Origin of the sequence: Nonomuraea terrae, assembly GCF_044465245.1 — a bacterium.
GTDB lineage: Bacteria > Actinomycetota > Actinomycetes > Streptosporangiales > Streptosporangiaceae > Nonomuraea > Nonomuraea terrae.
Window position 1 is genome coordinate 990,120 of sequence record NZ_JBITLL010000002.1, and the last position, 24,571, is coordinate 1,014,690.

General features: G+C 73.1%; 20 protein-coding genes. 15 read left to right on the forward strand and 5 right to left on the reverse strand.

The features are described from left to right. Positions 1-99 precede the first annotated feature (99 nt). From ACIBP6_RS11040 to ACIBP6_RS11060, 5 genes are read left to right on the forward strand one after another with little or no spacing between them, the layout of a single operon-like run. Positions 100-1,605 carry an ABC transporter substrate-binding protein gene (locus ACIBP6_RS11040; RefSeq protein WP_397051007.1) on the forward strand — a complete coding sequence of 502 codons (1,506 nt, stop codon included), beginning with the start codon at positions 100-102 and terminating at the stop codon, positions 1,603-1,605. After that, positions 1,605-2,570, forward strand: coding sequence for an ABC transporter permease (locus tag ACIBP6_RS11045; RefSeq protein ID WP_397051009.1), 966 nt, complete (start codon positions 1,605-1,607; stop codon positions 2,568-2,570). Before ACIBP6_RS11040 ends, ACIBP6_RS11045 begins: the two co-directional genes overlap by 1 nt. Beyond that, entirely contained in the window at positions 2,567-3,379 is an 813-nt protein-coding gene (locus ACIBP6_RS11050) for an ABC transporter permease (protein ID WP_397051011.1), read from the forward strand. Before ACIBP6_RS11045 ends, ACIBP6_RS11050 begins: the two co-directional genes overlap by 4 nt. Further along, positions 3,376-4,167 (forward strand): ABC transporter ATP-binding protein, encoded by a 792-nt coding sequence (locus tag ACIBP6_RS11055; protein WP_397051013.1) that lies wholly within the window; start codon positions 3,376-3,378, stop codon positions 4,165-4,167. The genes ACIBP6_RS11050 and ACIBP6_RS11055 overlap by 4 nt, the downstream gene beginning before the upstream one ends. Further along, a complete protein-coding gene (locus ACIBP6_RS11060) occupies positions 4,164-4,955 on the forward strand; it encodes an ABC transporter ATP-binding protein (protein ID WP_132609758.1) in 792 nt (263 codons plus the stop codon). The genes ACIBP6_RS11055 and ACIBP6_RS11060 overlap by 4 nt, the downstream gene beginning before the upstream one ends. Positions 4,956-5,070: 115 nt before the next feature. Here the strand turns inward: ACIBP6_RS11060 and ACIBP6_RS11065 are convergent, their stop codons facing one another. The 3 genes from ACIBP6_RS11065 to ACIBP6_RS11075 are packed head-to-tail and all read right to left on the reverse strand — an operon-like array spanning position 5,071 to position 8,277. Continuing rightward, positions 5,071-6,669: an ABC transporter permease gene (locus tag ACIBP6_RS11065; protein WP_397051015.1), complete on the reverse strand. Its 1,599-nt coding sequence runs from the start codon at positions 6,667-6,669 to the stop codon at positions 5,071-5,073. Continuing rightward, positions 6,666-7,589: an ABC transporter ATP-binding protein gene (locus tag ACIBP6_RS11070; protein ID WP_397051017.1), complete on the reverse strand. Its 924-nt coding sequence runs from the start codon at positions 7,587-7,589 to the stop codon at positions 6,666-6,668. Before ACIBP6_RS11070 ends, ACIBP6_RS11065 begins: the two co-directional genes overlap by 4 nt. After that, positions 7,582-8,277, reverse strand: a complete 696-nt coding sequence (locus ACIBP6_RS11075) for a TetR/AcrR family transcriptional regulator (protein WP_397051019.1) — start codon at positions 8,275-8,277, stop codon at positions 7,582-7,584. Before ACIBP6_RS11075 ends, ACIBP6_RS11070 begins: the two co-directional genes overlap by 8 nt. 323 nt (positions 8,278-8,600) lie before the next feature. On the opposite strand from ACIBP6_RS11075, the gene ACIBP6_RS11080 reads away from it, so the two are divergent. After that, a complete protein-coding gene (locus tag ACIBP6_RS11080) occupies positions 8,601-9,065 on the forward strand; it encodes a hypothetical protein (RefSeq protein ID WP_397051021.1) in 465 nt (154 codons plus the stop codon). A 186-nt stretch (positions 9,066-9,251) separates the two neighbouring features. On the opposite strand, the gene ACIBP6_RS11085 is transcribed toward ACIBP6_RS11080, so the two are convergent. Further along, positions 9,252-10,955, reverse strand: a complete 1,704-nt coding sequence (locus tag ACIBP6_RS11085; RefSeq protein ID WP_397051022.1) for an alpha amylase family protein — start codon at positions 10,953-10,955, stop codon at positions 9,252-9,254. 185 nt (positions 10,956-11,140) lie between these two features. Between ACIBP6_RS11085 and ACIBP6_RS11090 the strand changes: the two genes are divergently transcribed. From ACIBP6_RS11090 to ACIBP6_RS11130, 9 genes are all read left to right on the forward strand, one after another. Further along, positions 11,141-12,436, forward strand: a complete 1,296-nt coding sequence (locus ACIBP6_RS11090) for an ABC transporter substrate-binding protein (RefSeq protein ID WP_397051024.1) — start codon at positions 11,141-11,143, stop codon at positions 12,434-12,436. A gap of 61 nt (positions 12,437-12,497) precedes the next feature. After that, entirely contained in the window at positions 12,498-13,376 is an 879-nt protein-coding gene (locus ACIBP6_RS11095) for a carbohydrate ABC transporter permease (RefSeq protein ID WP_397051026.1), read from the forward strand. Next, on the forward strand, positions 13,373-14,218 hold the full coding sequence (locus ACIBP6_RS11100; protein WP_397051028.1) for a carbohydrate ABC transporter permease: 846 nt from the start codon (positions 13,373-13,375) through the stop codon (positions 14,216-14,218). The genes ACIBP6_RS11095 and ACIBP6_RS11100 overlap by 4 nt, the downstream gene beginning before the upstream one ends. Then, a complete protein-coding gene (locus tag ACIBP6_RS11105; RefSeq protein ID WP_397051030.1) occupies positions 14,215-14,931 on the forward strand; it encodes a GntR family transcriptional regulator in 717 nt (238 codons plus the stop codon). Before ACIBP6_RS11100 ends, ACIBP6_RS11105 begins: the two co-directional genes overlap by 4 nt. A gap of 2 nt (positions 14,932-14,933) precedes the next feature. Then, the gene (locus tag ACIBP6_RS11110; protein WP_397051032.1) at positions 14,934-15,806 is read left to right on the forward strand and encodes an ROK family protein; all 873 of its coding nucleotides are present in this window, start codon (positions 14,934-14,936) and stop codon (positions 15,804-15,806) included. Next, a complete protein-coding gene (locus ACIBP6_RS11115) occupies positions 15,803-17,323 on the forward strand; it encodes a DUF4127 family protein (RefSeq protein ID WP_397051034.1) in 1,521 nt (506 codons plus the stop codon). Before ACIBP6_RS11110 ends, ACIBP6_RS11115 begins: the two co-directional genes overlap by 4 nt. Next, positions 17,317-18,981, forward strand: coding sequence for an FAD-dependent oxidoreductase (locus ACIBP6_RS11120; protein WP_397051036.1), 1,665 nt, complete (start codon positions 17,317-17,319; stop codon positions 18,979-18,981). Before ACIBP6_RS11115 ends, ACIBP6_RS11120 begins: the two co-directional genes overlap by 7 nt. Beyond that, complete coding sequence (locus tag ACIBP6_RS11125; protein WP_397051038.1) at positions 18,978-19,664, forward strand: N-acetylmannosamine-6-phosphate 2-epimerase; 687 nt, start codon at positions 18,978-18,980, stop codon at positions 19,662-19,664. The genes ACIBP6_RS11120 and ACIBP6_RS11125 overlap by 4 nt, the downstream gene beginning before the upstream one ends. After that, complete coding sequence (locus ACIBP6_RS11130) at positions 19,661-22,183, forward strand: glycoside hydrolase family 38 N-terminal domain-containing protein (RefSeq protein ID WP_397051040.1); 2,523 nt, start codon at positions 19,661-19,663, stop codon at positions 22,181-22,183. The genes ACIBP6_RS11125 and ACIBP6_RS11130 overlap by 4 nt, the downstream gene beginning before the upstream one ends. Here ACIBP6_RS11130 and ACIBP6_RS11135 read toward each other — a convergent pair. Further along, a complete protein-coding gene (locus tag ACIBP6_RS11135; protein WP_397051042.1) occupies positions 22,170-24,569 on the reverse strand; it encodes a glycoside hydrolase family 10 protein in 2,400 nt (799 codons plus the stop codon). The two genes, ACIBP6_RS11130 and ACIBP6_RS11135, sit on opposite strands and share 14 nt — an antisense overlap. Between the last annotated feature and the right edge of the window lie 2 nt (positions 24,570-24,571).

A 24,571-nucleotide genomic window follows, 5' to 3' on the forward strand; every position in this document is an offset into this window, starting at 1 on the left:
GGAATGCGGTCCTGCTACCGTCCGTCGTGCGGCAAGCGAGGTTTGCGACAATTTGGAAGGTATAGTCCACTAAACCTACTGAGATTTTATGGAGTGACGTTGACCAGCAAGTTCGTCGGCGTGATCGCCGCGCTCGCCCTCGCTCTCGCCGCGTGCGGATCCGGCGGCGGCGAGCCGGGCGGCGGTTCGGCCGGGACGCCCGACGCCGGCGCGACGATCGAGATCGGCTCGCTGTACGAGCCGCAGAACCTCGACAACACCGCCGGCGGCGGTCAAGGCGTGACGGAGGCCTTCAACGGCAACGTCTACGAGGGCCTGTTCAAGCTGACCGACGACGGCAAGGTGGAGAACCTGCTGGCCGAGAGCTACGAGGTCTCCGACGACGGCCTGACGTACACCTTCAAGCTCCGTCAGGGTGTGAGGTTCCACTCCGGCAAGGCGCTGACCGCCGCCGACGCGAAGACCAGCATCGAGCGGGTCATCTCCGACGATTCGCAGTCGGCGCGCAAGAGCAGCCTCACGGCGATCGAGTCCGTCGAGGCGCCCGACGACGCCACGGTCGTGGTCAAGCTGTCGAGCCGGTCGATCTCGCTGGTCTACAACCTGAGCTACGTCTGGGTCGTCAACGCCGAAGGCAAGGACCTGACGACGGGCGAGGACGGCACGGGGCCGTACAAGCTGGGCGGCTGGAAGCGCGGCTCCACCCTCAGCCTGGAGCCCTTCCCCGGGTACTGGGGGACGGCTCCCGCCAACGGCGGCGTGGTGTTCCACTACTTCACCGACGCCACGGCGCTCAACAACGCCCTGATCACCGGAGCCGTGGACATCGTCACCAGCCAGCAGAGCCCCGACGCGCTGGCGCAGTTCACCGGCAACCCCGACTACAAGATCAGCGAAGGCCACTCGACGACCAAGCTGCTGCTGGCCTTCAACGACCGCAAGGCGCCGTTCGACGAGCCGCTGGTGCGCAAGGCCGTCTCCTCGGCCGTCGACGACGCCAAGCTGCTGGAGTCGGTCTGGGCCGGCCACGGCAGCGTGATCGGCTCGATGGTGCCCCCCACCGACCCGTGGTACGAGGACCTGACCTCGGTCAACCCGTACGACGTCGAGCTGGCCAAGAAGCAGCTCGCGCAGGCCGGGTACGCCGACGGCTTCCGGTTCACCCTCGACACGCCCAACTACGACCCGCACCCGACGGCGGCCACGTTCATCAAGAGCGAGCTGGCCAAGGTGGGCATCACGGTCGACATCAACGTCATCACCGCCGACGAGTGGTACACGAAGGTGTACAAGAACCACGACTTCACGGCGACGCTGCAGGAGCACGTCAACGACCGCGACGTGGTCTGGTACGGCGACCCCGACTTCTACTGGGGTTACGACAACAAGCAGGTCACCGACTGGATCGAGCAGGCCGAGCAGGCCAGCACCGCCGAGGAGCAGACCGAGCTGCTGAAGAAGGCCAACCGGCGGATCGCCGAGGACGCCGCCAGCGACTGGATCTACCTCTACCCGCAGATCGTCGTGGCGGCCTCCGACCTGTCGGGCTACCCGGTCAACGGCCTGAACTCGCAGTTCTACGCCTACGGCATCAAGAAGGGCTGATGGGGCGCTACCTGCTGCGCCGTACCGCCTTCCTGCTCGGCTCGCTGCTGGCGGCGGCGGCGCTGCTGTTCGTGCTGCTGCGGCTGCTGCCCGGCGACCCGGCGAACGCGCTGCTGTCCGTCGGCGCCACGCCCGAGCAGATCGCGGCGGCGCGCCGGCAGATCGGCTCGGACCTGCCGCTGCTGCAGCAGTTCGGCTCGTGGCTGGCCGGGCTCGCGCGGCTGGATCTCGGCACGTCGTTCGTCAGCAGGCTGCCCGTCGGCCCCGAGATCGCCGCGCGGCTGGTCGTGACCGTGCCGCTGACGCTGCTGGCGTTCGTCCTGGCGGTGGTGATCGCGCTGCCGGTCGGGTTCGTCGCGGCGTGGCGGTCCGACCGCTGGTACGGCCTGCTGCTGAACGGCGTCTCGCAGCTCGGCATCGCGGTCCCCGCGTTCTGGATCGGCATGTTGCTGGTGACGGTGTTCGCGCTGCGGTTGCGGCTGCTGCCGGCGGGCGGGTTCCCGCGCGGCGACTGGGCCGAGCCCGGCAGGGCGCTGACCTCGCTGGCGCTGCCGGTCGTCACGATCGCGCTGGTCATGTCGGCCTCGCTGATCCGCTACGTCCGCTCGGCCACCCTCGACGTGCTCGGCAGCGACTACCTGCGCACGGCCAGGGCGCTCGGCTCGTCGTTCGCCGGCGCCATGTGGCGGCACGGGCTGCGCAACGCGGCGGTGCCCGTCGTGTCCATCCTCGGCATCGAGCTGGCCACGACGTTCCTCGGCGCGGTGGTCGTGGAGAGCGTGTTCACGCTGCCGGGGCTCGGCACGATGCTGGTCGAGGGCATCGCCGAGCACGACTATCCGGTCATCCAGGGCGTGCTGGTGGTGAGCACGTTCGCGGTGCTGGTGATCGGCTTCGCCGCCGACCTCGTCCAGCGGCTGATCGACCCGCGGCTGCGGGCCCACGTGGGCGGAGGACGTCCGTGAGGGGCCGGACCGCGTTCGTGATCGGCTGCGTGCTGGCCGGGCTGATCCTCGCCATGGCCGCGCTGTCGCTGGTCTGGCTGCCGTACGACCCGTCCGACACCACGGGCGGGCGGCTCGCGCCGCCGGGCGACGGCCACCTGCTGGGCACCGACAAGCTGGGCCGCGACCTGCTGACGCAGCTCATGGTCGGCGCCCGCATCGCGCTGACCGTCGGGATCGGCTCCGTGCTCCTCGGCGCGCTGCTCGGGGTGGCCGGCGGGCTGCTGGCCGGGTTCGCGAGCGACTGGCTGGACGACGCGCTGTCGGCGGCGCTCGACATCCTCATCGCGTTCCCGACGCTGCTGCTCGCCATGCTGGTGGTGGCGGCGCGCGAGGCGTCGCTCGGGTCGGCGGTGCTGGCGATCGGGCTGGCCATGTCGGCGATCGTGGCCCGGCTGACCCGGGTGCTGGTCAAGCGCGTGCTCGCGCAGGACTACGTCACGGCCGCGCGCACCTCGGGCACCTCGTGGCCACGCGTGGTGATCGAGCACGTGCTGCCGAACATCTGGCCCACGCTGCTCGTCAACCTCTCCCTCCAGCTCGGGCTGGCCGTGCTGGCCGAGGCGTCGCTGTCCTACCTCGGGCTGGGGCCTCCGCCGCCGAACGCCTCGTGGGGCCGGCTGCTGCAGGAGGCGCAGGCCACCGTGCTGACCGCGCCCCTGGGCGCCGTCGCGCCCGGCGTGCTGCTCGTCGTCCTCGTGGTGGGCGTGAACCTGCTGGCCGACGGCTTCCGTGACCTGGCCGACCCGACGCGCAGGAGGAGTCGATGACGCTGCTGGACGTCGCCGGCCTGTCGGTGCGCCGCGCCGACGGCCGCGACCTGGTGCGCGACCTGTCCTTCACCCTCGCTCCCGGCGAGCGGCTCGGCCTCATCGGCGAGTCCGGCTCCGGCAAGTCGCTGACCGCGCTGGCCGTCATGGGCCTGCTGCCCGCGGGCATGACCGCGCACGGCAGCGTGACGCTGGCCGGGACACAGGTGGTCGGAGCCCGCGACAAGGAGCTGGACCGGGTGCGCGGACGCAGGGTCGGCGTGGTCTTCCAGGAGCCGCTGACGGCCCTGGACCCGTTGATGCGCGTCGGCCGGCAGATCGCGGGGCCGATCCGCCGCCGTCGCGGGCTGCGCGGCGCACCGCTGCGCGCGGCCGTCGCCGCGGCGCTGGGCGAGGTACGCCTGCCGGAGAGCCTCGCCCGCGCCTACCCGCACGAGATCTCCGGCGGGCAGCGGCAGCGGGTGGCCATCGCCATGGCGCTGGCGTGCGAGCCCGAGGTGCTGATCGCCGACGAGCCCACTACGGCGCTGGACGTCACGGTGCAGGCCGAGGTCCTCACGCTGCTGGACCGGCTGGTCGCCGGGCGGGACATGGCACTGCTGTTCATCAGCCACGACCTGGCGGTCGTCGCGGACGTGGCCGACCGGGTGATCGTGCTCAAGGACGGCTCCGGCGTGGAGTCGGGAAGGACGCGTGACATCGTGCGCGAGCCCCGCCACCCGTACACGCGCGCACTCGTGGACAGCGCGCGGGCGCTGGAGGGCGCGCTGGATCGGCTGGCTCCATGAAGGGGCCGACGGAGGTGCTGGCGGCGCGCGAGGTGGGCTTCGCCTACCGCGGCGGCCGTCCGGTGCTGGAGGACGTCTCGGTCTCCGTGACGACGGGGCGCAACCTGGCGCTGGTCGGCGAGTCGGGAGCCGGCAAGACCACGCTGCTGCGGCTGCTGCTGGGCCTGGCCAGGCCGACGGCCGGTCAGGTGCTCTTCGACGGCGCCCCGATCGCCCCGCGCGACCGGGCGTTCCGGCGGGCCGTGCAGCCGGTGTTCCAGGATCCGTACTCCTCGCTCGATCCGCGCCAGCGGGTCGAGCGGATCGTCTCCGAGCCCCTGCGCTCGCTCGGCCTGCTGTCCGGCTCCCGGGCGGCCCGGCGCGAGGAGGCCGCCGATCGGGTGGCCGAGGCGCTGCGCTCGGTCGAGCTGCCCGCCGACGCGGCCCGCCGGTACCCGCACGAGTTCTCGGGCGGCCAGCGGCAGCGCATCGCGATCGCCCGGGCCATCGTGTGCCGGCCGCGCGTACTGCTCGCCGACGAGCCGGTCAGCGCGCTCGACGTGTCGACGCGGGCGCGCGTGGTGGAGCTGCTCGCCGGTCTGGCGGAGAGCCACGGCCTGACGGTGGTGGTGGTCTCGCACGACCTCAGCCTGGTGGCGGCGCTGTGCGCGGAGACGGCGGTCATCGAGCAGGGGCGCGTGGTGGAGCAGGGGGCGACGGCGGACGTGCTCGGCTCCCCCGCGCACCCGTACACGCGCAAGCTCATCGCGAGCGTCCCCCGCCTCAGCCGGGCCGCCCGGCTGCGCTGACCGGCGCGCTCGTCCTGCCACCTCCAGCCGGGCGGCACCGCTGCGCTGACCGGCGCGCACGTCCTGCCACCCCGGAGGGCCCGTCCACCAGGCGGCTGCCGGTGTCCCTGTGGGCTCACCCGAAGTCGCGGCGGCGGAGGGCGAGCAGTCCGCCGCCGAGCAGGACCGCCGTGACGGCGAGCAGGGCCAGGATCGGTCCAGCGTCCATAGGTGCTGCGGCGAAGGCGTTGGGGATGTAGTGGAACGGCTCCAGCGGGCTGCCGCCCCACCGCCCGTACAGGGGGCCGGCGACCTGCCCGAGCGCGACGGTCAGGATCCAGACGGCCCAGGAGATCCCCGCGCTCGCCCGCGGCAGCGTCGCGTAAGCGAGCAGGCACGCCGCCCCGACGCACCAGGCGGCCGGCACGGCGCCCAGCGCCCCGGCCAGAAAGCGGGGCAGGTCGGTGGCGAGGTCGCCCACGAGCGCCGAGTACAGCGTGCCGAACACGAGCCCGGCGGCGGCCATCAGCGCCGTCGTGCCGAACCCGGTCACGACCAGGTGCCCGGCCGCCCACCGGAGCCGGGTCACCGCGGTGGCCTGGACGGCCTGCGCGCGGCCTGAGGTCTCCTCCGAGCGCAGCCGCAGTGTCATGAGCACCGGGTAGAGGGCGATGGCGTAGGCGAGGATCAGGATCATGTACCAGGAGTAGGCGCCGAGCGTCTGATCTGCGGGTACGCCGAGGGTGTTCCTGATGTTGTCGGCCACGATGCTCGGTCGCGAGAGCAGATCCCGGCCCAGCGGGCTCAACCCGGCTGCCGCCGCCGCGAAGAACGCGACCCCGGCCGTCCATTTCAGCAGCAGGCCGCGGTGCAGCCGCCAGGCCAAACTGATCGGGCCGCGCAGCTCCGGTGCCGTCGCGCGCCCGAGGCGTTCGGGCAACAACCCGGCGCCGAGGTCACGGTGGCCGAGCAGCTGAGAGGCGACGGCGGACAGGACGGCGCCGGCCAGGATCGAGATCCCGAGCATCCACCACCGCTCGTCCTGGTAGGGCTGCACCAGATGGCTCCAGCCGATCGGGGACAGGTACTTCAGCCAGTACTGGGCGCTCGCATCACCGGCATAGCGCATCACGAAGGAGATGGCGAGCACGGACAGGCCGATCGCGGTGGCCGTACGGGCGTCGCGCGCCAGTTGGGCGGCGACGGCGGCGACGCCCGCGAACACCCAGCCCGCCACCGTGATGGCGGCCCCGTAGGCCAGCGATCCGACGGGTTCGAGCCCGACCCCGATCAGCACGACGGCCGCCACCAGCCCCCCGAGCAGACTGATCCCCGCCGCCACCAGCATGGCGGCGGTCAGCTGAGCGTGGCGGCTCACCACGGCGGAGCGGACCAGCTCGCTGCGGCCGGCGTCCTCCTCCCCGCGAGTGTGCCGGACGACTGACATGACCGCCGCCAACGCGCTCGCCAGATAGAGGAACCCGCCGCTGCGCCACGTGGCGAGCACCTCCAGCCGCGGTTCGGCGAATCCCCCGCCTAACCCTTGGAGGAAGGCGTTGCTGCGGATGATCTCGATGTAGGCGAGTTTCAGCTCGTAGGTGCCCATGTTCCTGTTGATGTAGGCGACCATCGTCAGAGCCAGGGTCGCGATCAGCAGGATCCACCAAGGGGCGATGGCCCGTTCGCGGCGCAGCGCCAGGCGGGCGAGGTGACCGGCGCCCGTGAAAGAGGTCATCGTGCCGCTCCTACGTGTCGCCCGTCGTTCCTGCCGGTGCGGTCGTAGTGCCGAAGGAACAGCTCCTCCAGGGTGGGGGGCCGGCTGACAAGGCCGCGTACGCCGGTGCCGGTGAGGTGGCGCAGCACGGCGTCCAGGTCCGTGGTGTCGACGTCGAACCACACCCGGCTGCCCTCGGTGCGCAGGTCGTGCACGCCGGGCAGGCCGGCCAGCCCCTCCGGCGGCGCCGCCAGGTCGGCCTGGATGGAGGTGCGGGTGAGATGGCGCAGGCCGGCCAGGGTGCCGGTTTCGACCGTGCGCCCGTCCTTGATGATGGTCACCCGGTCGCACAGCGCCTCGACCTCGGCCAGGATGTGGCTGGACAGCAGTACGGTCCGGTTTCCGCGGCGCTGCTCCTGGCGTACCGTCTCGCGGAAGACCTCCTCCATCAGGGGGTCCAGACCGCTGGTGGGCTCGTCGAGGATGAGCAGCTCGACGTCGGAGGCCAGCGCGGCGATCAGGGCGACCTTCTGCCGGTTGCCCTTGGAGTAGACGCGGCACTTCTTGCGGGGGTCCAGGTCGAAGCGCTCCAGCAGCTCGGCGCGGCGCCGCTCGTCGAGCCCGCCGCGCAGCCGTCCGAGCAGGTCGATCACCTCGCCGCCGGACAACTGGGGCCACAGCGTGACGTCTCCGGGCACGTAGGCCAGCCTGCGGTGCAGCCGCGTCGCGTCGGCCCACGGATCGCCGCCGAGCAGCCGGGCGGTGCCCGCGTCGGCGCGAAGCAGGCCGAGCAGGATGCGGATCGCGGTGCTCTTGCCCGCGCCGTTGGGCCCCAGGAAGCCGTGCACCTCTCCGGTTCCCACGACGAGATCGAGCCCGTCCAGCGCGCGGGTGGTGCCGAACGTCTTGACCAGGCCTGTTACCGACATCGCGTCACTCATCGGGATGCTCCTCGGTCGAACGGAGTGCGGCTCCGGGGTCTGTCCTGGTCCTGTCCAGGGCGTCGCGGTACGCGGCGGCCTCCTCAGGGCTGAGCCAGGGGTGGGAGTAGAGGTCGAGCACGGTCAGGGCGAGCAGGTGGGCGCCTTCCTGGCTGGACACGTCGACGCCCAGCCCTCGGGACACGTGTCGGCGAAGGATTCCGACGGCCAGCGCCATCGCCGTGCCCACCGTCGCCCTGGCCTTGCGGTCGGTGAAGGGAGGATCGGAGCGGCGCTCGTCGAGCCCCGCGAGCCACTGCTCGCCCATCTGGACCATCGCGTCGAACACCGGCTCGGCCCATCCCTCGGTCAGGGCGCGCGCCAGATATCGCTGGTAGGGGCCGAGGGCCGCCATGGAGGCCGCGACGTAGTTCACGCCGTTCATGCCGCCGGCGGCCGTGTCGGCGCCTACCTGCTCGTTGATCCTGCTGATCAGCTTGACCAGGTGGGCGTCGCACGCCTCGCGCAGCGCCTGCTTGGACCCGAAGTGATGGCGCAGCAGTCCCGGGGAGACGCCCGCGGTCTCGGCGATCGCCCGGGTTGTCGCCCTCTCGAAGCCGTGCTCCCCGAAATGCCGCAGGGCCGCGTCTCTGATCCGCGCCCGAGCGGTCAGGTCCTCAGGATCCGGCCTGATGTCGTCACTGCCCATGGCTCCTGTCCATTCGCATAGAGAATTGTCCGTGCGGACAGCATGCTATGCGGTTGCATAGGAGACGTCCAGCGGGCGAGAGGGGATGGGGCCTTCGGGGCGGCTGGTCGAGCAGGGATCAGCGGCGGCCGGCCCCCGGATGCCTCGCCGTCCAGGGGTCACTGCGGGCACTCTCGTGGCGGGGACTCCACCGAGACGCGTCGGCGGAAGCCGCTCGTCCGGGGTTGTCGAGCGACCTGGCCAGGCCAGGAATTCGAAGGTCATCAAGCCACGTCAGCCAAGTAGGCTGGCACGCGGATGCCACGCCGGAGAAGGAGCCGCTCATGAACACCGACCCGACGCTCACCCGGATCGGCCAGGGGGTGGAGCTGCATCACCACCGAGGTGAGCGCGAAGCCGCTCGCGAGCTGTTCGCGCAGATCTGGGACGACATCGGCGGCGAGCAAGGCGACCCGCTGCATGTTTGCGTCCTTGCCCACTCGATGGCCGACGTGCAGGACGACGTGCACCAGGAGCTGATGTGGGATCTGCGGGCGCTTGCCGCCGTCGGCCTGATCACCGATGAGCGGGTGGCCCAAGCGGGGGTGCCGCTTTCGGTGGCCGGCCTGTATCCGTCGTTGCATCTCAACCTGAGCGAGTGCTATCGCAAGCTGGGCGATCTCGGCCGCGCCCGCGAGCACCTCCAGCAGGCGCGGGCCCAGATCGGCGCGCTCGGCGACGACGAGTACGGGCGGCTCATCAAGAGCGGTCTGGAGCGGCTGACCGAACAGTTGGGTGACGCCACCTGACCGCGCCCCGGCGCATTCTTCTTCGTGAAACGCTTGAGCCAGGCCAGGACCGACGGTCTCGTGCGTCTTCCAGACCCTCAGTTGTCGGTCAGGGCGGATTCCCCCTCGCGCGCACGCCTCGACCCGCGGCCCTGCCGATCGTGGGCAGGCCGCGGGTCAGCGTGAGCGGTGGACGCGCCGGCTGGGTCAGCGGTCGTTGGTGAGCATGGCGCGGTAGGCCGGGTTCTCGTGCGGGGGGCGGTGCGGGCCGTCGCCGAACTCGTCCGCGACCACGTCCCACCAGTCGTACTGCTCCAGGTAGACGAGGTCGAAGAGCATGATGCCGTGCGTCTTGTCCAGCGCCATCCGCAGCGCGCGGCGGAACTTGTCCGCATCGCCCTCGTACTGCAGGAGGTAGAGGCTCGCGTAGGTGAACGTGGCCTCGTCGATCACCTCGGTGGCGAGCTCGGCGGAGCCCTCCACGGAGTACCACGGGGCCGGCTGGCCCTCGGCCACCGCCTCGTCCTTCGTGATGGCCGTGAAGTACGTCCCGGTCATGAGGAAGTCCATCGTCTCCGCGTACCCGGTGCGGTGGTAGTCCTCGCTCGCCCACGCGTACGGCGGGTGGTAGTGGCGGCTGCCCCAGTTGACCCCTTCCGCGTAGTACTCGGGATACCACGCCCCGACGTAGTCGGTGTAGATCAGGCCGGGGTCGATGCCGTGGACGAGCCGCTCGGCACGCTCGAAGAACGCGCCGATGTTGCCCGCCCGCCACTCGATCCACTTCTTGTAGAGCGGGCCCTCGACGCGCTTCTGGGTGAAGCCGTCCAGCTCGTACCGGAACACGTCGGAGGGCCAGTTCCGCACCTCGCTCCCGAGGTGGCGCTCGAACGCCTGCCGGCTGGCGTCGCTGAAGTCGGCGTCGACGTTGGAGTAGCGGGTGCGGTCCAGTGAGATGCCGTCCACGTCGTACTCGCGGGCGATCTCCTCGATCACGCTCAGCTCGTACCGCTGCACGTCCGGGTTGATCGGGTTGACGAACGTGGAGGAGGTCGGGTACTCGGCGGCGGGGACGATCGAGGTCTCGGCGGACACGCCGGCCTCGTCGCCCACGCGCAGGTGGGCGAGCAGCCAGTCGGCCGCGGCGCCGTGGCCGGACAGCACGTACCCGTCGTCGGGCACCACCACCGCGGGGGCGCCGCCGCGCCGGTCGGTCAGCTGGGTGACCACGCCGTCGCGCACCTGCGCCTCGACACCCCATCGGTTCGCCGGCGAGACCTCGTACGCCGCCGGGGTGAAGGCGACGAGCTGCTGGTCACCGCGCGCGCCGTCGACCGCCGACAGCGGGTGCGTCGCCCCGCCGGGCGCGGTCACCACCCGCCTGGCGTGCTGGTACCGGGTCTGCCATTCGGGGTGTTCGAAGGCCGGCCCGTCCTTGTAGGTGTTCTGGCCCTCGCTGAAGACGTTGACCGCGGCGATCACGTCGAGCCCGGCCGCGTGACCCTCCTCGATCACGGTGCGCAGCAGGTCGTAGCCGGCCGGATAGCCCTGGTACGACGGGATCTTCGTGGTGGACAGGTGCGGCGCGATCGCCGAGTCGTAGGCGACGTAGCCGGTGTAGTTCTTCACGTCCACCACGACGGTGTCGAAGCCGGCCTGCGCGGTCTTGGCGACGATGTCGCGCACCTCCGCGCGGGTGTCGAGCCGCTTCAGGTTCGCCGCGAGGTCGTACCAGAGGATCCGCGCATTCCAGTACGCGTGGCCGTACAGGCTCTCCAGGAGTGCGTGGCGCGCCCGGTCGGCGGGCGGTGAGGCGCTCGCCGGCGGGGCCAGGGACGCGACGAGCGCGACCGCCAGGCAGGCCGCGGCGACGAGCCGTCCGCGCAGGGCGTGGGGGGTGAGCATCCGCATGGGACTCCCATCTCAAGGGGGATCGATGCCGGCCGTGGGGCACGCGAGGCCCAGACCATTGAAAGAAGTGGTACGGACAGATTCCGAATCGATCAGGCAGCATATTGACAGGTAATTGCCAGTACGTCCACACTTTCCGGCTAGTGGTACGGACCACTTCGCCCACCCCTCCCCCCTGGAGCACCATGCGTACGACCGTTCCCGTCCGGCTGGCCGCCGGCCTGGCCGGGCTCGCCCTGGCCGTGTCCGCCTGCGGCCTCGGCGGCGCCGAGCAGCAGACCCCGCAGCAGCAGTCGACCGGCCCCGCGAAGATCGTTTTCCAGACCCTGCAGCTCAAGCCGACGTTCACCGACTACATCGAGAAGACGGTGGCCGCGTTCGAGTCGGCGAACAAGGACATCGACGTCGAGTGGGTCGACATCCCCTTCCAGGGTGCACAGGAGAAGCTGGTCGCCGACGCGGCCGCCGGCAAGCTGCCCGACGTCGTCAACCTCAACCCCAGCTTCGCCCAGCCGCTGGAGGCCCAGGGTGTCTTCGTCGACCTGGAGAGCGCGGCGGCCGACGCCAAGCCCCTGTACGTGCCCGGCGCCTGGGACGCCTTCAAGGTGCGCGGCCTGACCGGCTCGTTCGGCTTCCCCTGGTACCTCACCTCCGAGGTGACCATGTACAACAAGAAGCTCTTCGAGCAGGCGGGCCTGGACCCGGACAAGCCGCCGGCGACGCTGGACGAGCTCTACGCCACCGCGGAGAAGATCGCCGAAAAGGGCAAGGGCGACTTCTACGGGCTGCACCCCGCGCTGGAGAACCGCTTCCACACCGACCTGGCCAAGCTCGGCGTCCCGATGCTGGACGAGAGCGGCTCGTGGGCGTTCAACACCCCCGAGGCGGTCGCCCACGTCGAGCGGCTGGCCAAGCTCTACCAGGACGGCGCGTTCGCCAAGGACTCCCTCACCCAGGACCACGCCAAGGAGAACGAGGCCTACCAGGCCGGCAAGATCGCGCTCTACCCGAGCGGGCCGAACTTCCTGACGATCGTCAAGGAGAACGCCCCGGACATCGCCGCGGCGACCGGTGTCGGCCCCCAGATCACCGGCCCCGACGGCGTGGCGAACATGTCGGTGATGGGCCTGCTGGTGCCGAAGTCCAGCCCGAACCAGGCGGCCGCCATCAAGTTCGCCACGTACATGACGGACGGCCCGAACCAGCTCGCCTTCGCCAAGGTCACCACGGTGCTGCCGAGCGTGAGCGAGGCGCTGAAGGACCCGTACTTCGCCTCCAGCGACGGCACGCCCGAGGGCGAGGCGCGCAAGCTGTCGGCCGCCGCGATGCAGAACGCCGCGAACCTGACCCCCGTGGAGTACGACGACCGGGTCAAGAAGATGGTCGTCGGCAAGGTCCAGCTCGCGCTGCAGGGCGAGCTGAGCGCCAAGGAGGCGCTGGACCAGGCGGTGGAGGAGGCCGGCCAGATCACCGGCTCCTGATCCCGCTCCGGTCCCGGACGTCCGCGCCGGGACCGGCCCGCTCCTCACGAAAGGTCCTCCCATGATCGGCCGCCGACCGGCCACCCCATGGTTGTTCGCCGCCCCGGCCCTGGTGGTCGCGCTCGTCTTCTCGCTCGGGCCGTTCGTCAACACGGCCGTGCTGGCCTTCACCAACGCCACGACGCTGGGCGGCGGCACGTTCACCGGCCTGGAGAACTTCTCCCGGCTGGCCGAGGACGAACGCTTCTGGCAGGCGCTGCGCAACACCGGGTTGTACGTCGTCGTCTGCGTCCCCGCGATGGTCACGCTGCCGCTGCTGCTGGCGCTGCTGGTGGAGAAGAAGATCTTCGCCATCGGGTTCTTCCGCGCGCTGTTCTACTCGCCGGTCGTCGCCTCCATGGTGGTCGTCGGCCTGATCTGGTCGTGGCTGCTGTCGAGCGACGGCCTGGTCAACGCCGCGCTGCGCGGCCTGCACCTGATCAGCGAGCCGCTGCCCTTCCTGACCGACGCCGACCTGCTGCTGCTCAGCGCGATCGGCGTGACGATCTGGAAGGGGCTCGGCTACTACATGGTCGTCTACCTGGCCGCTCTGGCGAACGTGCCGCGCGAGCACCACGAGGCCGCCCAGGTGGACGGCGCGGGCGCGGTCCGCAGGTTCTGGTCGGTGACGGTGCCGGCCATCCGCCCGACCATGGTGCTCGTGGGCACGCTGGCGGCGGTCGCCTCCGCGAAGGTGTTCGCCGAGATCTACGTGCTCGGCAACGGCTCGGCCGGACCCGGCGGCCAGGCCGCCAGCATCGTCTACTACATCCGCGAGGCCGGGCTCGGCCTGGGCGGCGAGGCCGGTTACGCCTCGGCGATGAGCCTGGTGCTCTTCTTCGCCACGCTCGGCTTCTCGCTGCTGGTCACCCGGCTCAACCGACGGGAGAAGAGCCTGTGACCCCCGCCCTCGCGGCGGCCCGCCGGATCGCCGGCCGGACCGTCCGCTACCTGCTGCTGCTCGTGGTCCTCGTGGTGCTGATCGGCCCGTTCGCCTGGCAGTTGTCCACCTCGCTCAAGGGGCTGGGCGAGAGCATCTTCAGGTACCCGCCCGACCTGTGGCCGGACGAGCCCACCCTGCGCAACTACGCCAAGGCCGCCGACACGGTGCCCGTCTGGCGCTACGGCCTCAACTCCCTGGTCGTGGCCGTGCTCTCGGCCGTCACGAACTGCGTGTTCGGCGCCATGGCCGGCTACGCGCTGGCCAGGATGAACTTCAGGGGCCGCAAGCTCGTCTTCGCCGCGTTCCTGGGCACGATGATCATCCCGTTCGAGGTCATCATGGTGTCGGTCTTCCTCACCTCGCGGTCGCTGGGCCTGGTCGACACCCTGCTCGGGGTGGTGCTGCCGACCGCGGTGACCGGCCTGTCGGTGCTGCTGTGCCGTAACGGCTTCCTCAACCTGCCGATGGAGGTGGAGGAGGCGGCGATGCTCGACGGGGCCGGCGAGTGGCAGCGGTTCTGGCGCGTCGCCCTGCCGTCGGTGCGCGGCACGCTCGCCGTGGTCGCGATCTTCAGCTTCGTCTTCGCCTGGGACGAGTTCCTGTGGCCGCTCATCGTGCTGTCCACCCCGGACAACTACACGCTGACCGTGGGCATCCAGTACCTGTCGGGGACGTTCACCGCGGACCAGCGGGTCATCGCGGCGGGCACAATGATCGCGGTTGTTCCGTTGCTGGCGTTGTTCTTCGCCCTGCAGAGATTCTTCTTCCGGGGCGTCGGAGAGGGAGCGGTCAAAGGATGACGCAGGAGACCAAGTACGAGACGCTCCGGCGCGTTCTCGCCGAGCTCATCGACACGAACATGGCGCCGCACGACCCGTTGCCGAGCGAGCGGGAGCTGATGCAGCGCTACAGCGTGAGCCGCATGACCGTGCGTCAGGCCGTGGAGGGCCTGGTGCGCGACGGGCGCGTCTACCGCGTCCAGGGGGCGGGCACGTTCGTCACCGACTCGGGGAAGATCACCAAGTCGCTGACGTTCAGCTCGTTCAGCGAGGACATCAAGGCCCGGCGCATGGTGCCGGGCGGCAAGCTGCTGCGGCTGGAGAGCGAGCCCGCCGAGATCGACGTGGCCCGCGACCTGTTCGTGGAACCCGGCACGCCGGTGGTGCACATCACCCGGCTGCGCACCGCCGACGGCGAGCCGATGTGCCTGGAGAACGCCTGGGTGCCCGAGCACCTGGTGCCGGACCTCGCCTCGCGGGGACAGGTGGAGAGCCTGTACGACGTGCTGGAGGCGGCCGGCGCCGCGCCCGAGCACGCCGACCAGACGATCTCGGCCACGGTCGTCAACCGTGAGCAGGCGGAGCTGCTCGGCGTGCCGAACAACTTCCCGGCGCTGCGCGTCTCGCGGGTGACGCACGACGCGCGCGGCCGGGTGGTGGAGCGCGCGATCAGCCTGTATCGCGCCGACCGCTACGACTACCGGCTGTCGATCGCGAGAGGCCGCAGGAAGTGAGGGTGGGCGTCGACATCGGCGGCACGAAGATCGCCGTCGGGCTGGTGACGCGGGACGGCACCGTCCACCGGCGGGCGTGCGCGCCGACGCCGGCCGCGCAGGGGCCGCGCGCGGTCGTGCGGACGGTGGCGGAGCTGGCCCGCGGTCTCGGCCTGGACGGCGTCGCCTCGGCCGGGGTGGGCACGGCGGGCGTCGTGGACCCCGGCGGCCGGGAGATCGTCGGGGCGACCGACGCGATCCGTGACTGGGCCGGCACTCCGCTGGCCCGGCTGCTGGAGGACGAGCTCCAGCTGCCGGTGCTGGTGCGCAACGACGTGCACGCGTTCCTCGCGGGCGAGCTGGCGGGCACCGCGTGGCGCTCGGCGCTGGGTGTGACCGTCGGCACCGGCGTCGGCGGGGCGCTCGGGCTGGACGGCCGCGTCGTGCCCGGCTCGCGCGGCGCCGCCGGTCATCTGGGACACGTGCCGGTGCCCGAGGCCGAGGGGCTGGCCTGCTCCTGTGGCGCGGAAGGTCACGTCGAGGCCGTCGCCGCCGGGCCCGCCATGGCGGCCGCCTCGGGAGAGCGCGATCTGCGCCAGGTGGTCGAGCGGGCCGAGGCCGGTGACGTGGCGGCGGCCGGCGTGCTGGCGCGCGGCGGCCGGGCCCTGGGCCGGGCACTGGCGGGCGTGGTGAACGTGTGGGACCCGCAGGTCGTGATCATCGGCGGCGGCGTCCTGGCCGCCGGGGATCTCTACCTCGCGCCGCTCCGCGAGGCGCTGGCCGCCGGGGTCCTGCCCGTGCTGACCGGAGTGCCCATCGCCTCGGCCCGCCTGGGTGACGACGCGGTACTGATCGGCGCGGCCCTGGCCGCCGATGGGCAGCGGGGGCGCGGATGACGCTCACGCTGGCCCTCGTCCCGTTGGACGAGCGGCCCGCCTGCGCCGCGCTGCCCCGTGAGATCGCCGCGGTCGCGGGGGCGCGCGTGCTCCTGCCGCCGCCGTCCGCGCTGCCGCGCGTCCGCCGCGCCGGTGACACCGCCGCGCTCGCGGACTGGCTCCGGTCAGTACGCTGCGACGCCGCGGTGGTGGCGCTGGAGACGCTCGGGTACGGCGGGCTGATCGCGTCCCGGACGGTTCCGGCCACGGTGGAGGAGGTCGCCGGCAGATGGTCGGCGCTGCGGGAGGTGCGCGCGCCGGTGCACGCCGTCACCCTGGTCACCAGGACGCCCGACTCGGACGACGCCATGGAGGAGCCCGGCTACTGGTCGGCCCACGGGCCCGCGCTGCACCGGCTCTCCGCCTCCCTGCACCGGCTCTCCGCCGGCCAGGACGCCTCTCGCCCGTCGGATGTACCTGGCCTGCCCGACGTGCCGGGTGTGCCGAGCGCGCAGGGCGCCGGCATCCCGGGCGAACCGGAGGTGCCGGATGACGTTCGCGGGGACTTCCTGCGGCGGCGGCTGCGCAACCACGCGCTCAACCTGACCGCGCTCGGCCTGCTCGCCGACGGGACCCTGGAGTCGCTGGTCATCGGCGCCGACGACACCGCCGTGTGGGGCCTGGCGACGGCCGAGCTGGGCTGGCTGCGGTCGTGGGCCTCCTGGCTGGGCGACGGGCGCGTCAGCGTGCGGCCGGGCGCGGACGAGGCGGTCTCGACGCTGGTCGCCCGCGTGTTGTCCGGCGGAACGCCCGTCGGCTTCTCCGTGGAGGCCGCGGGCCCGCTGGACCGGGTGGCGCCGTACGAGAACATGCCCGTCGAGCGGACCGCCCTCGGCCAGATCGCGGCCTGCGGCGGGGTCGCGGGCAGTGACGTGTGCCTGGTGGTCCACGTGCCCGACCAGAGCGGCGCCGACTGGGCGGTGGCCCCGCCCGCGGCGACCGACGCCCGGGCGGCCGAGAAGGTCGCCGCGCTCGTCGAGCGACTGCTCGGCGAGGGGCGGCGGGTCGCCGTGGCGGACTGCGGCCAGCCCAACGGCGCCGACCCGGCCCTGGTGGCGGCGCTGGCCGGGCGCGGGCTGCTGCACCGGCTGACCGCGTACGCCGGCTGGAACACCGCGGGCAACACGATCGGCACGGCGGTGGCGCACGCGGTGGCGGTGGTCGCCGGGCAGCGGGCGGGCACGTTCGACGCGCGGGCGCACCGCCGCCTGCTGATGCGCCGCCTGGTCGAGGACTACGGCTACATGACCGGAGCGCGCGCGGCGGCCCGCGCCCGGCTGGGCAGCGACCCGGCCCGGCACGACCACGTCCCGGCCGGGCATCCGGTGCTGCGGGAGATCGCCGCGGCGCTGGACGGGCTGCGGCTGCCCGGGTTCGCGGGGTTGCGCGTGAGCGGGGTCGGCCTGCCGTGGGAGCGCACGTTCGAAGTGGATTTCGACATCACCGACAACAGCGAGGAGGGGGACGGCGCGTGCTGACAGCCGACGTCGTGGTCATCGGGGGCGGGCTGGGCGGCGTGGCCGCCGCGCTCGCGGCCGCCGAGTCGGGGCGCAGCGTGGTGCTCACCTGCGCGGAGGAGGAGCCGGGCGGGCAGATCACCAGCCAGCTCGTGCCCGCGCTGGACGAGCACCCGCATGTGGAGACCGGCGGTGTCTCGGCCTCCTACACGCGGCTGCGCGAGCTCGTCCGCGCCGGGTACGGCGGCGTCGCCAACCCCGGCGGCGGCTGGGTGAGCCGGTTGTGCTTCGAGCCGCACGCGGGCGCGAAGGCGATCGCGGACCTGCTGGCCCCGCAGGTGGAAAGCGGGCGGCTCACCGTCGTCACCGGCGCCGCGCCGGCCGGCGTCCGCCTGCACGCGGGCCTCATCGAGGCGGTGACGCTCACCACCGGGCAGAGCGTCGCCGGCGAGGTGTTCTGCGACGCCACCGAGCTGGGCGACCTGCTCGTCCTGGCCGGAGCCCCGTGGGTGTGCGGCTCGGAGGGCGGCGACGCCCACGGCGAGTCGCTGGCCGTCGAGGGCGCCCCGCGCCCGCGGGCCGTGCAGTCGTGCACGACGGGTTTCCTGGTCGAGCACCTGCCGGGAGAGGACCACACGGTGCCGAGGCCGCCGGGGTACGAGCGCTGGCGGGACGGCCAGCCGTTCACGCTGGAGATCGACGGCTGGGACGGCAGGACGCACCGCTACCGCATGTTCGAGGACGGTCCCGACGGCCACCCGCCGTTCTGGACCTACCGGCGGCTGCGCGACGGCGCGGTGCTCGGCGGCCGCGACCTGGCGCTGATCAACTGGGCGGGCAACGACTACGCCGACCGGTCGCTGATCCACGAGCCCCGGGAGGCGGCGGCCGGGGCGCGCCTGCTGTCGCTGGCGTTCCTGCACTGGCTGCAGACCGAGGCCGGCTTCCCCGGGCTGCGGCTGGCCGCCGAGACGCCCGGCACGAGCGGGGGCCTGGCCCGGCACCCGTACGTGCGCGAGTCGCGGCGGCTGGCCGTGCCTGGCCCGGTGACCGAGCACCACCTGCGGCCGGTGCCCGGGCAGGCGCGGGCCGCGGCGATGGCCGACGCCGTGGGCGTGGCCTGGTACCACATGGACATTCACCCGCGGGTGGGCCATCCCGGCAGCCACTACGCCGACACGGCACCGTTCCAGATCCCGCTGTCGGCGCTGGTCGCCCCGGAGCCGGGCAACCTGCTGGCCGCCGCCAAGAACCTGGGCGCCACCCAGGCCGCCGCCTCGGCCTACCGGGTGCACCACGGCGAGTGGGCGGTCGGCGAGGCCGCGGGCACGGCCGCCGCCCACTGCGTGCGCCGAAGCATCCGGCCCGGCAGGTTGAGCGCGCCCGCCGAGCTCCTGGCGGTGCGGCGGAGCCTGGTGGCGCGCGGGGCGCCGATCGCCTGGGTGCTCGACGTCGCCCCCGGCGACCCGCTGTTCGCGCCGGTGCAGCTGCTGGCGGCGGCGGGCGCCGTCCGGCCGGACAGCCTGGACGTACGGCCCGATCAACCGCTGACCGAGGCCGATCGCACGGTGCTGCGCGCGGCCGCCGCCCGTCTGGGCCGGCACGACATGACCTCGGACCCGGGACGGACCTGGGCCGACGCGGCGAGCACGCTCGCCGGAGGGGGAGGAACGGCATGACCGGCGTCGAGATGCTCGGCCTGCTGCGCGGTGGCCTGGTGGTCTCCTGCCAGGCCTACGAGGGCGAGCCGTTGCACGGGCCGCGGTTCATGACCGCGATGGCGCGATCCGTGGTGCTGGGGGGCGCGGCCGGCGTGCGGGTCAACGGCCCGGCCGACGTCGAGGCCGTTCGGGCGGCCGTGCCGGTCCCGTTGATCGGTCTGTGGAAGGACGGCGACGGCGACGTCTACATCACCCCCACCGCCGAGCACGCGCTGACGATCGCGCGGGCGGGCGCGGACATCGTCGCGCTCGACGCCACTTCGCGTCCCCGGCCCGACGGTCTCGGGCTGGCCGAGACGATCGCCCGCGTCCACGAGGCGGGCGCGCTGGTCATGGCGGACGTCTCCACCGCGGCGGAGGGGGTGGCCGCCGCGGAGCTCGGCGCGGACTGCGTCTCGACGACGTTGTCCGGCTACACGCCCACCTCGCCACCTCTCGACGGGCCGGACCTGGAGCTGGTGGCCGAGCTGGCGGGCAAGCTGAACGTCCCGCTCTTCGCCGAAGGCCGCATCAGCACCCCCGCCGAGGCCGCGCAGGCCCTGGAGCTGGGCGCGCACGCCGTCGTCGTCGGCGGCGCCATCACCCGGCCGGCCGACATCACCCTGCGGTTCTCCCGCGTCCTGAAGGAGGCCCGGTCGTGACCGTCTGCCATGTCGTCAGCCACGTGCACTGGGACCGCGAGTGGTACCGCACGTTCGAGTCGTTCCGCTCCCGCCTCGTGGAGCTGGTGGAGCACGTCTGCGCGGAGCTCGAGTCCGGCGCGATGGCGGGCTTCCACCTGGACGGGCAGACCGTCACCCTGTCCGACGTGCTGGCCGTCCGGCCCGACCTCGCCGGACGGATCAGGCGGCACGTCGTCGCGGGCCGCCTGACCATCGGCCCCTGGCACGTCCTGGCCGACAACCAGCTCGTCTCGGGCGAGAACATGATCCGCAACCTGTTCGCGGCGCGGCGCGCGGCCGAGCCGGTCGGCGGGCTCACCCCGATCGGCTACTCCCCGGACGCCTTCGGCCATCCCGGCGACCTGCCGCGCGTGCTGCGCGGCTTCGGGCTGGACACCGCGCTGGTGTGGCGCGGCGCGCCCGCCGGGGCGGCGCGGTTCCGCTGGCGGGCGCCGGACGGCTCGGAGGTGTACGCGGTCAACCAGGCCTACCACGAGGCCGAGGTGCTGTGGGAGGACGCCGGGCGGCGCCTGGCCGCGTTCCTGGACAGGGAGCGGGAGCGGTGCGGCGACGGGCCGTGGCTGCTGCTGAACGGCGGCGACCACCTGGCGCCGTCCGGCACCACCGCCCGGGTGGCCGAGCTCGGCGGACCGCTGCGGGAGAGCACACTGCCGGCGTTCTTCGCCGCCGCCAGGGCGGCCGACCCCGAGCCGCCGCTGGTGACGGGCGAGCTGCGGCATCCCGGCGGGAGACTCACGTTCCTGCTGCCGGGCACGCTCAGCGCGCGAACCCCGCTCAAGCAGGCCAACTGGCGCGCCCAGACGCTGCTGGAGCGCTGGGCCGAGCCGTACACGGCGCTGTCGGGGCGCGCCGAGCAGGTGCCGAACCTGCGTCACGCCTGGGACCTGCTGCTGAAGAACGCGCCGCACGACTCCATCTGCGGCTGCAGCGTGGACGAGGTGCACCGGGAGAACATGACCCGCTTCGACCGCGTCACCTCGGCGGGCGAGCAGGTGCTCAACCGCTGCCTGGGCGCGCTGGGGCTGGACGTGCGGCTGTACGGCGACCCGTGCGCGGACGAGGCGGTGCTGGCCGTGCTGAACCCGCACGGCGGCCCGGTCACCCAGGGCGTGGAGGCCGACGTGCTGACCGCGCCCGGGCGCTACCCGCGCGCGGTGTACGGCCCGGACGGCGAGAGCATTCCCTTCGAGTCGGTCACGATCGGGCCGGAGAAGGCGTTCGAGGCGGACCTCGACCTGCTGCCCGACACGCGGGACGCGCTCCGGCACCGGGTGGCCCTCCTCGCCCAGGAGGTGCCGCCGCTGGGCTGGGCGGCGTACCGGATCGAGCTGGGCGGCGATCCCGTGGCCGTCCCGGAGACCTCGCCCGGCCGCCGCGCGCAGGCGGGCCCGTACACGCTGGAGGCCGGCGGCGACGCCACGGTCACGGTCAGCGGCGGCGGGCGGGTCTTCGCCGGGCTCGGCCTGCTGGAGGACGTGGGCGACCGCGGCGACGCCTACACCTTCGATCCGGTGCCGGACGCCCCGGTGCACGCCCGCCTGTCCGGCTCGTCCGTGACCGTCTCCCCCGTCCGCACCCGGCTGTCGCTGCGGGCCGTGCTCGACCTGCCCGCCGGCCTGGACGACTCGCGCGAGCGCCGCTCCCGCGACACGGTGGCCGTGCCGGTGACCGTCGACGTCACCTGCTGGCACGGGACACCGGAGCTGCACTGGGACGTACGCCTGGACAACCGGGCCGGCGACCACCGGCTCCGCCTGTTGTTCCCCGCCGGGGACGCGCCGGGCGAGTGGCTCGCGGACGCGCACTTCTCGCTCGTGCGCCGCCCCGTCGAGCCGGAGCTGGGTCCGCTGCCCGACGAGCCGGCCATGGAGGCCCGGCACCCGGTCGCGCCGGCGCAGACGTTCGGCTCGGCGGGCTCCGGCGCCGGTCGGGTCTTCGTCGCCGCGCCGGGCCTGCCCGAGATGCAGGGCCTGCCCGGCCGGGACGGTGACGTGCTCGCCGTCACGCTGCTGCGCGCGGTGGGCTGGCTGTCGCGCTTCGACCTGCGCACGCGGACGACGGGGGCCGGGCCGCAGCTGCCCGTCCCCGAGGCGCAGTGCCGCGGCCCGCAACGGTTCGGCCTGGTCGTCCGGCTCGGCGACGCGGACGACCTGACGCTGGCGCACGCCGCCGCCCAGGCCCGGGCACCGATGCGGGCCGTGCAGGCCAGGCCCGGCACGGCGGTCGCGCCGCGGCACGCCGGCCCGCGCCTCGCGGGCGGCCTGCTGACCGCGCTCAAACCCGCCGAGGACGGCGACGGCTACGTGCTGCGCGTGTCGAACCCGACGGGTGAGACGGTGACGGCGGGCCTGACCCTGCCCGAGGGTGCTCAGGTGAGCGAGGCCCGCCTGGACGAGACGGCGTACCCGGCGGCGGAGCTCGCCCTCGAGGAGTTCGCGCTGCCGCCGTACGCGCTGCGCACGTTCAGGGTGCGCTGACCCCCAGCCAGCGCTGGTACATGGACAGGTCGCGCAGCACGCGGGCACGGAAGCGCGGCTCGGTCTCCCCCTCCGCCGAGGTCGCGCGGAGGCGGGCGGCCGCGGCGTCGAGGGAGGCGTGGGCGCGCTCCGGCCTGCCGAGCCGGGTCCAGCGGTCGGCGGCGGCCAGGTCCTTGCCCATCCGCTTGGCCGTCCCGGCGGGCGCGCACGCCCCGCCGAGCTGGCCGCTGGTGTAGGCGATGCCGGCACGGACGGCGGCCTCGGGGTCGGCGTGCGGCACCACGGCCCCGGTCCGGAAGACGCCCTCGCCGACGGCGGCCGCCTGGTCGTTGCGGAGCTGGACGTAGGAGAACAGCGCCGCGCCGTCGGAGTCGGCCTCGCGCACCGCCTGTACCTGGTCGGTGACGGTGTCGGGCGAGCTGCCGCGGTAGGGGCCGTACGTGGCGGTGTAGAGGAGGTTGTCCGCGCCGACCGAGGCGCGCATCTTGGCCGTGTCGCCGGCCACCGCGTCGGCGGACGTCCCGAAGGCCATCCCGGTCAGCACGTCCACGTAGCCCTTGCCGACCCAGTCGGCCCAGTTCTGGAACTTCTTGTCGAGCCCGTCGCTCGGGTCGGGGAAGACCGCGGCCGACAGTCGCGTCTCAGGGGCCGCCTCGCGCTGCAGCGCCCGCACCTCGGAGACGAACGACGTCACCTGACGCTCGCGCCAGGCGTTCCACTGCGTCCAGCGCGGATCGTCCATGGTCAGCGTGTACGGGTCCACCCCGTCGTGCTCCCGGGCGAAGGCCGCCCTGCTGTGGTCGCTGTAGGAGAAGGACGCCTGGTACGGCACCGACACGGGGTAGCGGATGTAGTCCAGGTGCAGCCCGTCGGTCCGGTAGCGGGTCAGGATCTCCCGGAAGACCTCCTTGACGTACTGCCTGGGCTCCGGCATGGCCGGGTCGAGGAAGTAGTAGCCGGCCTCCTGCGACGACGGCTGCGGCCCCGCCTTGCCGACGTCCTCGCGCTCGACCGCGGCCCACTCGGGGTGCGCGGTGAGGATCGGGCCGGGACCGCCGTTCGCGCTCTGGTGCCCGGCGTAGAAGGTGTGCACCCAGGCGTGCAGCTCGATGCCACGCCGGTGGGCGCCGTCGATCCACACCTGGAGCGGGTCGAACCCCTTCATGTTCGGGCGTTGTGCCTCGATCCCCCACTTCGCGGCCACCTCGCTCGGGAAGATCGTGTAGCCCTGCCAGAGCGTCTCCAGGAAGATCAGGTTGACGCCGGTGCGCTGGATGCGGTCGAGGGACTTCTCGATCTGCTCCGGGGTCGTCTCGGTCGGGCGCACCCAGAGGCCGCGTCCTTCGGCCGGGCGGGATTCCCTGGTGCGGTACCACGCCCGTACGGCGGCCTGCCCGGCCTGCTGCGCCAGCTCCGCGGCGGCCCGCTCGTCCGGCTCCACCCCGGCCCGGCCGAGCAGGTCGCGGGCCTCGGCGAGGTGCCGCCCGGCGGCCTCCGCGTCGACGGGCAGGCAGCTCCCCTCGGCTTCGGCGAGCCCGGCCTCGGCGGCGGCGATCTGCTGCTCGGCGCCGCGCGCGTACGTCCCCGCGTCCACGGAGACGGTGACCCGGCCGGCGTCGAGGGTGACGGACGCGCCGAGCACGGCGTTGGCCGACAACCATTCGCCCTTGGAGCCGTGACCGCTGAGCACGAATCCGCCCGGCGGGATGAGGCTGTCGCCGCCGCCCCGGGCGGTCACCCTGCCGTCCACCACGGTGACCTCGAAGCCGTAGGCGTTCGTGCCGGTGCGCTCGCCCTGCGTCGGCGAGCTGGTGTAGGCGAGGAGCTGCTCGGCGCCGCGGCACCCGGGGAAGCACGCGCCGGTGGCGGGGTCGACGCCGCCGGGGTTGCCGGCTGCCGTCGGATTCGTCGCGTCCAGAGTGGCGGAGACGCTTCTGAACAGCATGCCGTCCAGCCGGATCCGGTCGCCCTCGCGCACGTGGTCGCGCAGGAAGAGGCGCACGTCCGGGCTGCCGCCCGGGGAGGCGGACAGGACCGCGCCGTCGGCGGGGATCGCGTTGTCGCCGGGGTTGGGGCATGCGGGGCTGGTCAGCGCGGTGCACACGTCGAGCACCTCGTACACGTCCCGTTCCGCCGTCCGGCGCAGCACGGCCTCGGCGCCGAACGCGTTGGTGCCCGTGGTGGGCTGGAAGGCCGGGGTGTACAGGGCCAGGACGCCGGCGGCCCTGCTGGGCGGGTCGATGGCGGTGATCTCCTGGCGGACACCGTCGGCGGCGATCACTCCAGGGCCGCTCGCCGGCTCCTGGGCCGCGTGGACCGGACCGGCCGTCGGGAATGTCAGCGCGGCGGCGCCCAGCAGTGCGGTTCCCCATCGTCGAGTGCGCACGA